12 protein-coding genes are annotated in these 13,551 nt (G+C 69.0%); all 12 read right to left on the bottom strand.

Annotation, left to right across the window (positions count from 1 at the left end; genetic code table 11):
* Window positions 1-9: 9 nt before the first annotated feature.
* The gene (leuD, locus tag FZ938_RS24140) at window positions 10-621 is read right to left on the bottom strand and encodes a 3-isopropylmalate dehydratase small subunit (RefSeq protein ID WP_149200959.1); all 612 of its coding nucleotides are present in this window, start codon (window positions 619-621) and stop codon (window positions 10-12) included.
* On the bottom strand, window positions 622-2,043 hold the full coding sequence (leuC, locus tag FZ938_RS24135) for a 3-isopropylmalate dehydratase large subunit (protein ID WP_149200958.1): 1,422 nt from the start codon (window positions 2,041-2,043) through the stop codon (window positions 622-624).
* Complete coding sequence (locus FZ938_RS24130; RefSeq protein ID WP_149200957.1) at window positions 2,040-3,446, bottom strand: FAD-dependent oxidoreductase; 1,407 nt, start codon at window positions 3,444-3,446, stop codon at window positions 2,040-2,042. The genes leuC and FZ938_RS24130 overlap by 4 nt, the downstream gene beginning before the upstream one ends.
* Window positions 3,443-4,057 (bottom strand): cysteine hydrolase family protein, encoded by a 615-nt coding sequence (locus FZ938_RS24125; RefSeq protein ID WP_149200956.1) that lies wholly within the window; start codon window positions 4,055-4,057, stop codon window positions 3,443-3,445. Before FZ938_RS24125 ends, FZ938_RS24130 begins: the two co-directional genes overlap by 4 nt.
* Complete coding sequence (locus FZ938_RS24120; protein ID WP_149200955.1) at window positions 4,057-6,126, bottom strand: hydantoinase/oxoprolinase family protein; 2,070 nt, start codon at window positions 6,124-6,126, stop codon at window positions 4,057-4,059. The genes FZ938_RS24125 and FZ938_RS24120 overlap by 1 nt, the downstream gene beginning before the upstream one ends.
* Window positions 6,127-6,145: 19 nt before the next feature.
* Window positions 6,146-7,891, bottom strand: coding sequence for a hydantoinase B/oxoprolinase family protein (locus FZ938_RS24115; protein WP_149200954.1), 1,746 nt, complete (start codon window positions 7,889-7,891; stop codon window positions 6,146-6,148).
* Complete coding sequence (locus FZ938_RS24110) at window positions 7,888-8,790, bottom strand: isocitrate lyase/PEP mutase family protein (RefSeq protein ID WP_174757019.1); 903 nt, start codon at window positions 8,788-8,790, stop codon at window positions 7,888-7,890. Before FZ938_RS24110 ends, FZ938_RS24115 begins: the two co-directional genes overlap by 4 nt.
* A gap of 95 nt (window positions 8,791-8,885) precedes the next feature.
* Window positions 8,886-9,599 (bottom strand): ABC transporter ATP-binding protein, encoded by a 714-nt coding sequence (locus FZ938_RS24105; protein WP_149200953.1) that lies wholly within the window; start codon window positions 9,597-9,599, stop codon window positions 8,886-8,888.
* On the bottom strand, window positions 9,592-10,338 hold the full coding sequence (locus FZ938_RS24100; protein ID WP_149200952.1) for an ABC transporter ATP-binding protein: 747 nt from the start codon (window positions 10,336-10,338) through the stop codon (window positions 9,592-9,594). The genes FZ938_RS24105 and FZ938_RS24100 overlap by 8 nt, the downstream gene beginning before the upstream one ends.
* Window positions 10,325-11,323 (bottom strand): branched-chain amino acid ABC transporter permease, encoded by a 999-nt coding sequence (locus FZ938_RS24095; RefSeq protein WP_149200951.1) that lies wholly within the window; start codon window positions 11,321-11,323, stop codon window positions 10,325-10,327. Before FZ938_RS24095 ends, FZ938_RS24100 begins: the two co-directional genes overlap by 14 nt.
* A complete protein-coding gene (locus tag FZ938_RS24090) occupies window positions 11,320-12,192 on the bottom strand; it encodes a branched-chain amino acid ABC transporter permease (RefSeq protein ID WP_149200950.1) in 873 nt (290 codons plus the stop codon). The genes FZ938_RS24095 and FZ938_RS24090 overlap by 4 nt, the downstream gene beginning before the upstream one ends.
* Window positions 12,193-12,301: 109 nt before the next feature.
* A complete protein-coding gene (locus FZ938_RS24085; RefSeq protein ID WP_149200949.1) occupies window positions 12,302-13,546 on the bottom strand; it encodes an ABC transporter substrate-binding protein in 1,245 nt (414 codons plus the stop codon).
* Window positions 13,547-13,551 lie beyond the last annotated feature (5 nt).

Here is a 13,551-nt window from a genome sequence, read left to right as displayed (position 1 = left end):
CGCCGCCGCTCAGACCACGCCCGGCACCACCCCCGGTACCACCCACGGCCGCCGCTCGGCGTCGCGCCGGTCGAAGAGGTCGATGGCGTCCTGGTGGCGCAGGGTCAGCGCAACGTCGTCGAGCCCTTCGATCAGGCACTCCTTCTTGAAGGGGTCTATGGCGAAGGGCAGCGGCCGTCCGTCCGGACCGGTCAGGGTCTGGGTCGGCAAATCCACGGTGACGGCGGCGCCCGGCGCTTCCTGCAACTGGCGGCGCAGGGCGGCCACCGCATCCTCCGGCAGGGTGACGGTCAGCAGGCCGTTCTTGGCGGCATTGGCGGCGAAGATGTCGCCGAAGCTGGGGGCGACGACACAGCGGAAGCCCCCGTCCACCAGCGCATAGACCGCCCCCTCCCGCGAGGAGCCGCAGCCGAAATTACGGTCGCTCACCAGGACGGCCGCCCCGGCATAGGCCGGGTCGTCCAGCGGGAAGCCGGGCTTGCGCTCGTCATGGAACAGGAAGTTGCCGTAACCGGCGCTGCGCGGCTTCTTCAGGAAGCGCGCGGGCAGTAGCTGGTCGGTGTCGATGTTGGCGATGTCGAGCGGCACCGCCGGCGCGGTCAGCGTGACGAAGGGGTCCATTCATGAGGCTCCCAGCTTGCGGAGATCGAGCTTGCGGACATCGGTGAGGCGGCCGGTCGCGGCGGCGGCGGCGGCCATCGCCGGGCTCATCAGATGGGTGCGGGCGTTCGGCCCCTGGCGGCCGGGGAAATTGCGGTTGGTGGTGGAGGCGCAGCGCTCCCCCGCCGGAACCAGATCGCCGTTGATGCCCACGCACATGGAGCAGCCGGGCTCCCCCCATTCCAGCCCGGCGTCGATGAAGACGCGGTCCAGCCCCTCGGCCTCCGCCTGCCGGCGCACCGGGACCGATCCCGGAACCACCAGCCCCGGCACCACGGCGCGCCGGCCGCGCAGCACGGCGGCGGCGGCGCGCAGATCCTCCAGCCGGGCGTTGGTGCAGGAGCCGATGAAGACGCGGTCGATGACAACGTCCTCCAGCGCCGTGCCGGGGGCAAGGCCCATGTAATCCAGCATCTTGCGCATCTGGCCGGCTCGCACCGGATCGCTCTCCGCCCCCGGATCGGGCACCGCCGCCGTGACCGGAACCGCGGTTTCCGGGCTGGTGCCCCAGGTGACGGCCGGGGCGATGCTGGCGGCATCCAGCGTCACCTCGCGGTCGAATACGGCACCCGGATCGCTGGGCAGGCTCCGCCAATGCTCCACCGCCCGGTCGAACAACGCGCCCTTGGGGGCATAGGGCCGTCCTTCGACCCAGGAGAAGGTGGTGTCGTCGGGGGCGATCATGCCGGCACGGGCGCCGGCCTCGATCGACATGTTGCAGACGGTCAGGCGGCCTTCCATCGACAGGGCGCGGATGGCGCTGCCGGCATATTCGATGACATGACCGGCGGCCCCATCGGCGCCGATGGCGGCGATTATCGCCAGGATCAGGTCCTTTGCCGTCACATGCGGCCCCAGCACGCCATCCACGGTGACGCGCATGGTCTTGGGCCGGCGCTGCCACAGGGTCTGGGTCGCCAGCACATGCGACACCTCGGTGGCGCCAATGCCGAAGGCCAATGCCCCGAAGGCGCCGTGGGTGGAGGTGTGGCTGTCGCCGCAGACGATGGTCAGGCCGGGCAACGTCAGTCCCTGTTCCGGCGCCAGCACATGGACGATGCCCTGCGCCGGGTCATGCAGGCCGAAATGGCGCAGGCCGTGACGGCCGGCATTCGCCTCCAGCATCGTCACCATGTTGGCGATCTCTGGGTCGGCGATGGGCTTGGACCGGCTGTGCGACGGCACGTAGTGGTCGGCGACGGCGAAGGTCAGCTCCGGCCGGCGCACCTTGCGGCCGGCATGGTCGATCATGCCGAAGGCGTGGAAGGACCCTTCATGCAGGAAATGACGGTCGATGGCGAGCAGGGACTGGCCGTCCGGCCGGGTCGCCACGACATGGGCGTCCCATACCTTCTCGAACAGGCTGCGTGGCTGTTGCGTCATTGGGTTTCCTCCTTGACGGCACGGGCCGCGGCCGTCCCGGCGATGCGACCCAGCGCCACCGCGGTCAGCAGGCCGTTGCCGGACAGATAGCCGGATGCCTTGGAACCCGACACGCCGCAAGCGGCACCACCGGCGGCATGGAGGTTGGGCAGCGGGGTGCCCTGTGAATCCAAGACGCGCGCATCGTCATCGACGACCAGCCCGCCCTGGGTATGGAACAACGCACCGGTGACGCGGACGGCCCGGTAGGGCGGAACCAGCGGGGCCGAGCCGGCGAAGCTGCGGCCGAAGTCGTCGGTTCCGCCCGCTGCCTTCAACCGGTCGATCTCGGCGAGCGTGGCAGCCAAAGCGTCGGCGTCGATCTTCATCAGACGGGCAAGTTCGACGGGCGTGTCGGCGGTCAGCACCGCGCCGATCGCCTCGGCCTGCCGGAAATCCTCGAACTGGCGGGCGATGTCGGCGATACGTTCATCGAAGACAGTCCAGGCGATGCCGTCGGGTTGGCGCAGCACGATGGCGGCCTGCTCCGAATAGCCCTGAGCCTCGTTGGAGAAGCGCCGGCCCTCCACGTTCACCTGCACGCCGCCCTCGGTGATCGTCGCCCAGGTGACGAGGATGCCGGCGGGATGCGCGACGGAGCCATGCCCCTGGTGCCCCGACAGGTGCCGGGTGGCGGCGCCCAGCGCCTCGCCCCACAGCAGTGCGTCGCCCTGGTTACCGGGATGGCCGAAATAGAGCGCGTCGGCCAGTTCCGGCACATGCCGTTCCACCAGCGCCCTGTTGCCGCCATAGCCGTTGCAGGCGAGGATCAGCGCACCGCAGCCGACCCGCTCGGTGCTGCCGTCCGGGCGGGTGACCTCGACACCACGAACCCGTGCGCCATCGGAATACAGCGCCGTTACGTGCGCCTCGCACAGCACGTCGATACCGGCGGCCTCGACGGCTCCGCGCAGCCGGTCGATCAGTTCCGCCCCCGACCGGCTGGGCAGCCCGTGCATGCGCCGGGCGCTGTGTCCGGGATAGCTGAAATTATCCACCACCGAAAAGGGCAGCCCGTAGCGGTCGGCCAACCATTCCAGCGCCGGCCCCACCGCCTGCGCGACGCGGGCGACCTCGGCCGGGTCCGGCTCGCCCTTGGCCTTGGCGATGATATCGGCGGCGAAGCGCTCCGGACTGTCCTCGATACCGGCAGCGCGCTGCCAGCGGGTGCCCGGTGCCGGGATCAGCCCGGCCGACAGGGCGGTGGAGCCCTGGGGCAGCGCGTCGCGTTCCAGCACCAGCACCCCGGCGCCCTGCTCATGGGCGGCGAGGGCTGCGACCATGCCGGCCGCCCCGCCGCCGATCACCACCACGGGAACGGTGAACTCGAACTCCACGCCGTCGGCGGGCAGGATGCGGCTCATTGGCTTGCCACCTCCTCCAGCATCGCGGCGACGGTCGCAACCCGGCAGACCGGGCGCAGGGCGGCGACGGAGACCTCATGCACCTCACGGCTGAAGGCGGCGCAGCCGTCCTCCAGCAGGATGGTGTCGAACTCGCGGACATGGGCGTCGCGCACGGTCGAGGCGACACCGCCGTTGGTGACGATGCCGCAGACCAGCAGCCGCTCCACCCCGCATTTCCGCAGCACCCATTCCAGCCGCGACATGTAGAAGGCTGAATAGGCGACCTTCTCCACCTCCACATCGACCGGCTGCAACGCGTCGACGGTACGATGCCCCCAACCACCGGGCATGAAATCGCCCTTGGTCAGGAAGGGACGCAGAGTCTTCAGATGGGGCGAGATCATCGGCTCGCCGCCGCGGCCGGGCACCAAGGTGAAGTTGGTGGAGATGACCCAGCCACCGCGCGAGCGCAGCAGATCGGCCAGCGGCTTCACCCGCTCCGGCAGGGCCAGGATTTCCGGCGCCGTCTGCCCGGCACGGCCATAGGCGCCTTCCGGATGCAGGAAGTCGTTCTGCAGGTCGCAGACTAGCAGGGCGGTGCGCTCGACAGGGATCGCGGTGGCGCTCATCAGACGCTCCTTTCCACGATGACGTTGCCGTAGGCGTCGACGCGGGCCGACAGGTCGGGGTCGATGACGGTGGTGGCGTCCGGCTGCTCAAGGATCGCCGGACCCTGGATCAACGCGCCGACCGGCAGGTCGAGGCGGTTGTAGACGGCAGTCTCGTGCCAAGCCCCGTCGAACCACACCGGCCGCGACCCGGCATGGGCGCCCTCCACCGTCGTGCCCGCCGCAGGGGCCAGCGCGGAGAGGTCGAAATGCGGACGGCGGCCGATGGCGGCGGTGCGCAGGTTTACGATCTTGGCGCCGACGCCCGGCAGCAGCCGGCTGAAGGAGGCCTGATAGGCGCGTTCGAAGGCGGCGCGGATGGTCGCCTCGTCGATCCCGGTGGTACCGTTCTCCACCGACACCGGCAGCGGCACGGCGACCGTGTGGGTCTGGCCGATGTAGTGCATGTCGAGTTCGAAGACGAGGTCGATGCGCTCGACGCTGAGCCCCGCGGACTCCACCACGGCGCGGGCGGCTGCGGACTCCTCCACCATGCGGCGGTCGAGCAAGCCTGCATCGATTCCTGCCAGCGGCAGGTTGACCGTCTGCACCTGATCGTGGCGGATGTCGGCGATGACGCAGCCGAGCGCGGAGGTCACGCCGGGGAAGCGCGGCACCAGCGCCGCCTTCAAACCGACCTCCTTGATCAGCGCGCCGACATGCAGCGCCCCGCCGCCGCCGAACGGCACGGCGGCGAATTTGGCCGGGTCGTGGCCGCGCTCGATGGAGACGAGGCGGATGGCGCCGGCCATCTTGCTGTTGGCGATGCGCACCACCGCTTCCGCCGCCGCCATCACGTCGAGGCCGAGCGGCTCGGCGACATGGGTGGCGATGGCGGTCCGGGCGGCATCGACGTCCAGCCGCGCCAGCTTGCCGCCAATGGGACGCTCCGCGTTGATGCGGCCGAGCAGCACGTTTGCGTCGGTCAGGGTCGGACGGGTGTTGCCCTGGCCGTAGCAGACCGGCCCCGGCCGCGATCCGGCGCTTTCCGGCCCGACCTGCAGCATGCCGCCGGGATCGACCCCGGCGATGGAGCCGCCTCCGGCGCCGATGGTGGTGATCTCGATCATCGGGGTGCGGACGACCAGACCGAAATCGATGGTGGTCTGGGCGGCCAGCATGGTCTGCCCCTCCACCACCAGCGACACGTCGAAGCTGGTGCCGCCGAGATCCCCGGTGATGACGTTGGGGAAGCCCGCCGCCTTGGAGATCGCCGCCGCGGCGATGACGCCGGCCGCCGGCCCCGACAAAGCGGTGCGCACCGGCAGCCGCCGCGCGGTGTCGGTGGACATCACGCCGCCGTTGGACTGCACGATGTGGAAGCGTCCGCCGAAGCCCTCGCCGGCCAGCGCGTTGTCGAGCTTGGCGAGATAGCTGCCGACGACCGGCTGGAGATAGGCGTTCAGCGCGGTGGTGGAGGTGCGTTCGAACTCGCGGATTTCCGGCAGGATGCGCGACGAGCATTCCAGGTTGGCGTTCGGCCAGACCTCGCGCGCCGCTTCCAATGCCGCCAGCTCGTTGGCCGGGTTGGCGTAGGCGTTGATGAAGACGATGGCGAGCGCCTCCGCCCCCCGGTCGGCCAGCTTACGGGCGGCCGCGCGGACCTCTTCCGGGTCGATTTCGGTGCGGATGGTGCCGTCGGCCAGCGTGCGCTCCGGCACCTCCAGCCGCATGTCGCGGTCGACCACGGGCACGAAATCGCCCCACAGGCCCCAGGTGTGGCGGCGGTCGCGGCGGCGCATCTCCAACACGTCGCGGAAGCCGGCGGTGGTGATCAGGCCGACGCGCGCGCCCTTGCGCTCCAGCAGCGCGTTGGTGCCGACGGTGGTGCCGTGGACGATGGAGCCCAGTTCGGCGACCGGCCCGAAGCTTTGCAGCCCGGCGAGGAAGCCGACCGCCTCGTCGCCGCGGTTGGAGGGGACCTTGGCGGTACGGAAGCTGCCGCGCGCCTCGTCGTAATGGAACAGGTCGGTGAAGGTGCCGCCAACATCGACGCCGACGATGGCGCCGCGCGAAGTAACGTTGCTCATGGTCATGATTCCGGATTCGTCAGGCGGCGGGGGATTCGCGCAAAGTCGCCGTGGCGGCGATGTCGAGCACGCCATCGTCGGTCAACGCGACGCCATAGGCGCTGCGCGCAGCCTCTCGGCCGAGATAGCCGAGCCGCACGTCGCGGGCGACGGCCTCCGCATCGCGCCGCTTCGGGTCGCCCCAGCCGCCGCCGCCCGGCGTCTCCAGCCGCACGCGCTGGCCGTCGCGGATCTTCACGTCGGTTACTTTGGAGGCGAGCGGCGGCGACTTCTCGCCCTCGTCGCTCTGCCAGGTGAAACGGTTCAGCGCCGCAGGGCTGCCGCCGGCCACGCCGAAGGGCGCGAAGACACCGCGCTCGCCCAGCAGGAAGACGTCGGCATCGGTCAGCGCCTCGATCTCATAGACCGCACCCAGCCCGCCGCGATGCAGGCCGGCCCCGGCGGAGTCCGGGCGCAGCGCCCATTGGGTGAACATCACCGGATAGGCGGCTTCGAGGATTTCCACCGGCGGGATGGTGGCGGTGGAGATCGGGTTGTTGGCGTGGTTCAGCCCGTCCGTCTCCGGATTGCCGCCCAAACCGCCGCCGAAGAAGGAGAACATCACCCAGCGCGAGCCATCCTTACGGTGGCCGGCCAGCGACAGCGCGTTGATGGTGCCGAAGGGCGCGGCGGTGGCGCGGGCCGGATCGGCCAGGGCGAGTGCGCCGAACACCACGCCGATCACCCGCAGGATGGTCTCGGTATAGCCGCCGACCGGCTTCGGCGGCTTCACCGCCAGCAGCGTGCTTTCGGGGATGACGAAGGTGATCGGGTTCAGGCAGCCGGCATTGGCCGGCACGTCGGTGAAGACATGCTTCAGCGCGACATAGCAGCAGGCGACCGCAGTCGAATAGGCGATGTTCAGCGGCCCGGCGCAGGGGGCCGACGAGCGCGAGAAGTCCAGCGTCATCCGGTCGCCGGCGATGGTCAGGTCCAGCGCGATCAGCAGCCGGTCCGCCGTGATGCCGTCGTTGTCGAGATAATCCTCGAAACTGTAGACGCCGTCCGGCAGCTTCGACACGGCGCTGCGCATCAGCGCGTCGGCCCGCGCGGTGAAGGCGTCGAAGGCGGCGGAGACCGTCTCCTCGCCATGTTCGTCCAGCAGTTCGGTCAGGCGGCGCACGCCCAGATCCAGCGCGTTCAGCTGTCCGTTCAAGTCGCCGTAGTTCGATACCGGCACGCGCGAATTGGCGGCGAGGATCGCCAGCAGGTCGTGGTTCATCACGCCCGCCTTGACCAGCTTCACCGGCGGGATGCGCACGCCTTCCTGGAAGCTGTCGGTGGCGCGGGCGTTGAAGTTGCCGGGCACATTGCCGCCGATGTCGAGCCAGTGGCCGACCGACGCCATCCAGCAGAACAGCTGCCCATTGCGGAAGATCGGCCGCACCAGACGGAAGTCGTTCAGATGGGTGCCGCCGTCATAGGGATCGTTGAACAAGAAGATGTCATCAGGGTGAAGGTCGCCCTCCTTCGCCACCTTGTCGATCACCGCCTTCACCGCGAAGGCCATGGCGCCGACGAAGATCGGCAGGCCGTTGGTGCCCTGCACCAGCGTGGCGCCGGTCTCGGCATGGTAGAGGCCGTGGCAGGCGTCGCGCGCCTCGGCGATGATCGGATTGAAGGCGGAGCGGTAGAGCGTCGCGTCCATCTCGTCGGCGATCTGCTCCAGCCGGCCCTTCAGGACGGCCAGCGTGACGGGGTCGATTGCGGTGGTTCTGGTGGTCATGCTGCGTCCTCCCGCTTTGCGGGTGTGAAGTCCTTGTAGGTTTCGCCGAGCGCCAGCATCTCCGGCGTGCCGATCAGCTCGTTCAGCGCGTTGAAATCGAACATGCGCTCGCGGAAGGGCTGGGTGGTGCCGTGCTGCGCCAGCGAGCCATAATAGTCCTGCGCCTGCCGAGCGAGCGCTCGCACGATGCCGCCGGGGAAGATCACCAGCCGATAGCCCAGCTCGCCCAGTTCAGACGCCGAACTGATCGGCGTCTGCCCGCCCTCCACCATGTTGGCGAGCAGCGGGCGGATGCCGCCCAGGTCAGCGGCGATGGCGGAGAGCTGCTCCCGACTCTTGGGCGCCTCGACGAACAGCACGTCGGCACCGGCCTCGACATAGAGCCGGGCGCGGTCGAGAGCGGCCGAGACACCCTCCACCGCAACCGCGTCGGTGCGGGCGACGATCAGGGTGCCTTCGCTGGCGCGGGCATCGACCGCCGCCTTGATCTTGCCGGCCATCTCGCCCGCCGGGATCACCGCCTTGTCGGTCAGGTGGCCGCAGCGCTTGGGGAAGCTCTGGTCCTCCAACTGCAGGGCGGTGGCGCCGGCCCGTTCGAACATGCGCACGGTACGCTGCACGTTCAGCGCGTTGCCGTACCCGGTGTCGGCATCGACGATCAGCGGCGTCGGCACCCGGTCGCGCACCAGGGCGATGGTATCGGCCACCTCGCTGACCGAAACCAGTCCGATGTCGGGCCGGCCGAGCCGGGTATAGGCGATGGCGGCACCCGACAGGTACAGCGCCTCGAACCCGGCGGCGGTTGCCATCGAAGCGGTGAAGGCGTCATAGACTCCGGGCGCCAGGACGACGCGGTCCTGGGCCAGTCGGTCCCGAAAACTGATGCTGGGGACGGTCATGTCAAGCGCTCCCCCCGGTGCCGGTCAGCGAAGCCGTCGCGGCAGCGCCGGGTCAGGGTTGGAAGATGTCGGGACAGGGCCGGAGCGGGCATCGCTCACAGTCCCAGATAGGTGCGTTTCAATTCGGGGTCGCGCGCGATCTCGTCGGACGGTCCCGACAGCGCGAAGACGCCGTTTTCGAGGATGTAGGCCCGGCGGGCGACCTCCAGCGATTGGACGACGTTCTGCTCGACCAACAGGATCGCCAGCCCGTCGCCATTCAGCTTGCGGATCAGCCCGAACATCTCTTCCACCACCAGGGGCGAGAGGCCGAGCGACGGTTCGTCGAGGATCAGCAGGCGCGGCTCCGCCATCATGCCGCGACCGATGGCCAGCATCTGCTGCTCGCCGCCCGACAGGGTGCCGGCGAACTGCGCTTCGCGCTCCTTCAATCGGGGAAAGGTGGCGAAGATCCGTTCCAGGTTCCGCGCCCGGTTCGGCTTGCCGCGGCGGTAGCTGCCGAGTTCCAGATTCTCTCGGATCGACAGGTTGGGGAAGATCTTGCGGCCTTCCGGCACCTGGATCAGCCCCTCCTCGACGATGCGCGCGGCGGATTTGCCGTCAATGCGGGTGCCGCCGAAGCGGATCTCGCCGGTCCAGGCCGGCAGCACGCCGGACAGAACCTTGTTCAGCGTCGTCTTGCCGACGCCGTTGGAGCCCAGAACCGTGACGATCTCGCCGGCATGAACCGCCATGTCGATGCCGCGCAGAACTTCGGTCGCGCCATAGCCGCTCTTCAGGCCACGGATTTCCAGAAGCTGCTCAGCCATGGGCCGCCCCCTCCGCCTTCAGGCGGGCGGCGGCGCCGTGGCCGAGATAGGCCTCGATCACGCGGGTGTCGGCGCAGACGACGGTGGGCGGCCCTTCGGCGATCATGCGGCCCTGGGCCAGCACATAGACGCGCTCGCACAGGTTCATCACCGCCTGCATGACGTGTTCGATCATCAGGATCGTCACCCCTTCGTCGCGGATGCCCCGGATCACCGGGATGATGTCGCGGATCTCCGACGGGTTCAGACCGGCCAGCACCTCGTCCAGCAGCAGCAACTTGGGCTCGGTGGCCAGCGCGCGGGCCAGTTCCAGCCGCTTGCGCCCCGCCACCGTCAACCCGCCGGCCGGTCGATCCAGCTCGGAACCCAGCCCGACGCGCCGTGCCACCTCGCGCGCCTTGGCGGTGGCCTCGGCCCGCTTGGCATGGCGCAGATAGGCGCCGACGGCGATGTTCTCGCACACCGTCAGCCCGGCGAAGGGCTGGACGATCTGAAATGTGCGGCCGATGCCGCGCTCCGCCCGGCGATGCGGTTCCTCGGCGGTGATATCGGTGCCCTCGAAGCGGATGCGTCCGTCGGTGGGGGCGATGAAGCCGGAGATCATCGAGAACAGCGTGGTCTTGCCGGCCCCATTCGGACCGATCAGCCCGATGATGCCGCCGGGTTGCAGCGACAGCGTCGCGCTGTCCACCGCCATCAGCCCGCCGAACCGCTTGGAAACTCCGTCAACGGCCAGCATGGGAAACCTCCTTGGGTCCGCGCGCCATTATCCCCCGGCCGCGGTCGCGCAGCCGCTCCAGCAGGCCCAGGATGCCGCCGCGGGCAAAGGCCACGGCAAGCACCAGCACGCCGCCGAAGACAATCAGGTCGATGCCGGGAATGCGGCCGGCGAACTGTTTGGCGACCTCGCCCAGCCCGTGCAGGGTCAACGCCCCGACCACCGGGCCGAAGACGGTGCCGACGCCGCCGATGATCGGGGCCAGCAGAAGCTCCACCGAAATCCAACTGCCATAGGCGATGTTGGCGTCGATATAGAGGAAGTATTGGGCATAGAGGCAGCCGGACAGCGCCGTCACCGCGCCGGACAGGGCGATGGCGCGCAGCTTCACCTTCAGGGAGTCGACGCCGAGCGCCTTGGCCGCATCCTCGTTCTCGCGCACCGCCACCAGCTGCGCCCCGAAACGGGAGCGCTGGATCCAGCGCGTCAACAGCAGCACCGCGGCGACGAAGGCCAGCACCAGCCAGTAGAAGACGGCGCGGTCGTCGAACTGCAGGTTGGCGGCGCGGACATCGAGCTTGATGAGCAGCCCCGCAGCCCCGCCGGTGAAGGACGCGGCGTTGGCGAGGATGCGGAACACCTCGGCGAAGGCCAGCGTCACCAGCGCGAAATAGGAGCCGCGCAGGCCCGACCGGAAGCTGAGGAAGCCGATCGCCCAGCCGACCACACCGCCGGCCGCCGTCGCCAGCACCAGACCGGCCCAGGCGTTGACGCCGTAGCGCAGTTGCAGGATCGCCGTCACATAGGCGCCGGTGCCGAAGAAAGCCGCATGGCCGAAGCTGAACTGACCGCCGAAGCCACCCAGGATGTTCCAGCCCTGCGCGCCCAGCGCCACGATCAGCATGAAGACCAGGAAGTTCAGCACCGGGCTGGAGGTCACCACCAGCGGCAGCAGGGCCGCCAGGATGGTCAGGACGGCGATCGGGATCAGGTCGCGCGCGGTCATGCCTTTGCTCCGAACAGGCCGGTCGGCCGCACCAGCAGCACGGCGATGAAGATCAGGAAGATGCCGATCTGGCCCAGGCTGTCGCCCAGGAACAGGCCGCACAGGCTCTCCACCACGCCGATGAACAGCCCGCCCAGCAGCGCGCCGGGGATGGATCCCATGCCGCCCAGCACCACCACCGTGAAGGCGACCAGCACGAAGGCGCCGCCGATGCGCGGATTGACGTAGAAGGTCGGCATCAGCAGCCCCGCCGCCACGGCAAGGCAGGCGCAGCCCAGCCCGAAGGTCACGGCATAGACATGCGGCACGTCGATGCCGACCAGATTGGCGCCCAGCTTCTCCTTGGCAACGGCGCGGATCGCCTTGCCGGTGTCGGTACGGTTCAGCACCAGCCACAAGAGCCCGGTCACCACCACCGCTACCCCCAGCCCGATCAGGCGCGGGTAGCTGAGCAGCAGCGGCCCCAGCGCCACCACCTGGAAGGAATAGTCGGTGTCGAGCGTGCGGGTGTCCGACTGGAACAGCGCCAGCAGCACATTCTCCAGCACGATGGACAGGCCCAGCGTGACCAGCAGGATGTTGCCGTCGTCGCCATGGCTGGCCGGCCCGATGACGAAGCGCTGCAGGCCGTAGCCGAGCGCGAACATCAGCGGCACCAGCGGCAGGATGGCCAGATAGGGGTCCATTCCCAACACCGCCCAGGCGATCCAGACCGCGAACATCGCGCAGGTCAGCAGCGCGCCGTGTGCGAAGTTGATGATGTGGAGCACGCCGTAGATCAGCGTCAGGCCAAGCGCGATCAGGGCATAGACCGCGCCGGTCATCAGACCGTTCAGCGACGCTTCCAGGATGATCTGAGGTGAATACATGGCAGCCCGCGCATGAGGGGAATGGTCCCCTCACCCGCTCCGCGATGCGCCTGCGTGTGGCGTCGCGGACGGGTGGGGGAATGCGGAGGTGCGACGGCGAAAAAACCGATCAGGCCGCCGGGAAGTTGGCCTTCGCCTCGGCGAACGCTTCCGGATAGATCACCTTGATGTCCTCACCCTGGATTTGGGTGTTGATCGGGGTGGCGCCCTCGTTCTGGCCGTTGACGAACTTGGTCGGGCCGTAGGGCATGATGTGGCCGGCGAAGCTGGAGGCGTTCAGCGCCTCGATGATCTTCTTGCGGTCGGTGGAGGCCGCCCGCTCGATGGCGTCGGCCAGCAGCAGAACGTTCGAATAGTTCAGCGAGACATTGTAGGCGAAGGACTTGCCCTGCCCTTCCACCGTCTTGCGAAGGGCCAGTGCCTTCGGATTCTTCGGATCGTGCCAGTGGTTGCAATCGATGACGTTCTGGGCGGCCTGCGGAAACTCCTTGACGAAGCGCCCGTTCGACGCCGCCCCACCCAGGATCGCATAAACGCCCTTCGGCTTGATGCGCTGCTGCTGCATGGTGCGGGCGAGCAGCACGAACTCGCCATAGTAGTTGGACGGAATGACCAGATCGGGGTTCAGCGAGCGGATGCGCAGCGCCACGTTGGACATGTCGCGCGCCGGTGTCGGATGGGCGATGGTCTCCAGAACCTCGAAGCCGCGCTTGGGCAACTCGGCCTGCAGCAGCTTGGCGAGGCCGGAGCCGAACAGCCCATCCTCATGCACCAGCACGACGGTCTTCGCCGGCTTGCCCGCCTTGTCGTTGATGGCGGTCAGGTTGTCGAGCGCCACCTGCGTCACCTTGCCGAAGCCGGGGCTGAAGCGGAAGGTGTTGGTCAGGCCGCGCGACATGATCTGATCCGACACGCCGACATCCACCAGATAGGGCAGGTCATAGCGCGCCGCCGCCTGCGATGCCGCAAGGCAGATCGGGCTGGCGAAGCCGCCGACGATGGCGCAGACGCCGTCGGCCTGCATGCGCTCCACCTCCTGCGTGCCGGCTTCGGGCATGGAGCGGGCGTCGCCGAACACCATCTCAAGCTTCGCGCCGCCCAATGACTTGATGCCGCCGGCCGCGTTGATCTCGTTGATCGCGATCTCCGCGCCCAGCCGGCCAAGGTCGCCGTCATGGGCAAGCGCGCCGGTCACCGGCTGGAGGATGCCGATCTTCACCGCCGGGGTCTGCGCCCGCAGGATCGACGGGGCGGCCACCGGTACGGTGACGAACGCGGCGGCCGCGGCGCCGGCCTTCAGCACCGTACGGCGGGAAATCCCGGAGAGGGCGGAGTCCTGAACCGAACGTCCCATAACGC

It is taken from the genome of Azospirillum oryzae (assembly GCF_008364795.1).
GTDB classification, from domain to species: Bacteria; Pseudomonadota; Alphaproteobacteria; order Azospirillales; family Azospirillaceae; genus Azospirillum; species Azospirillum oryzae.
This window is presented reverse-complemented; position numbering and strand designations above follow the sequence as displayed.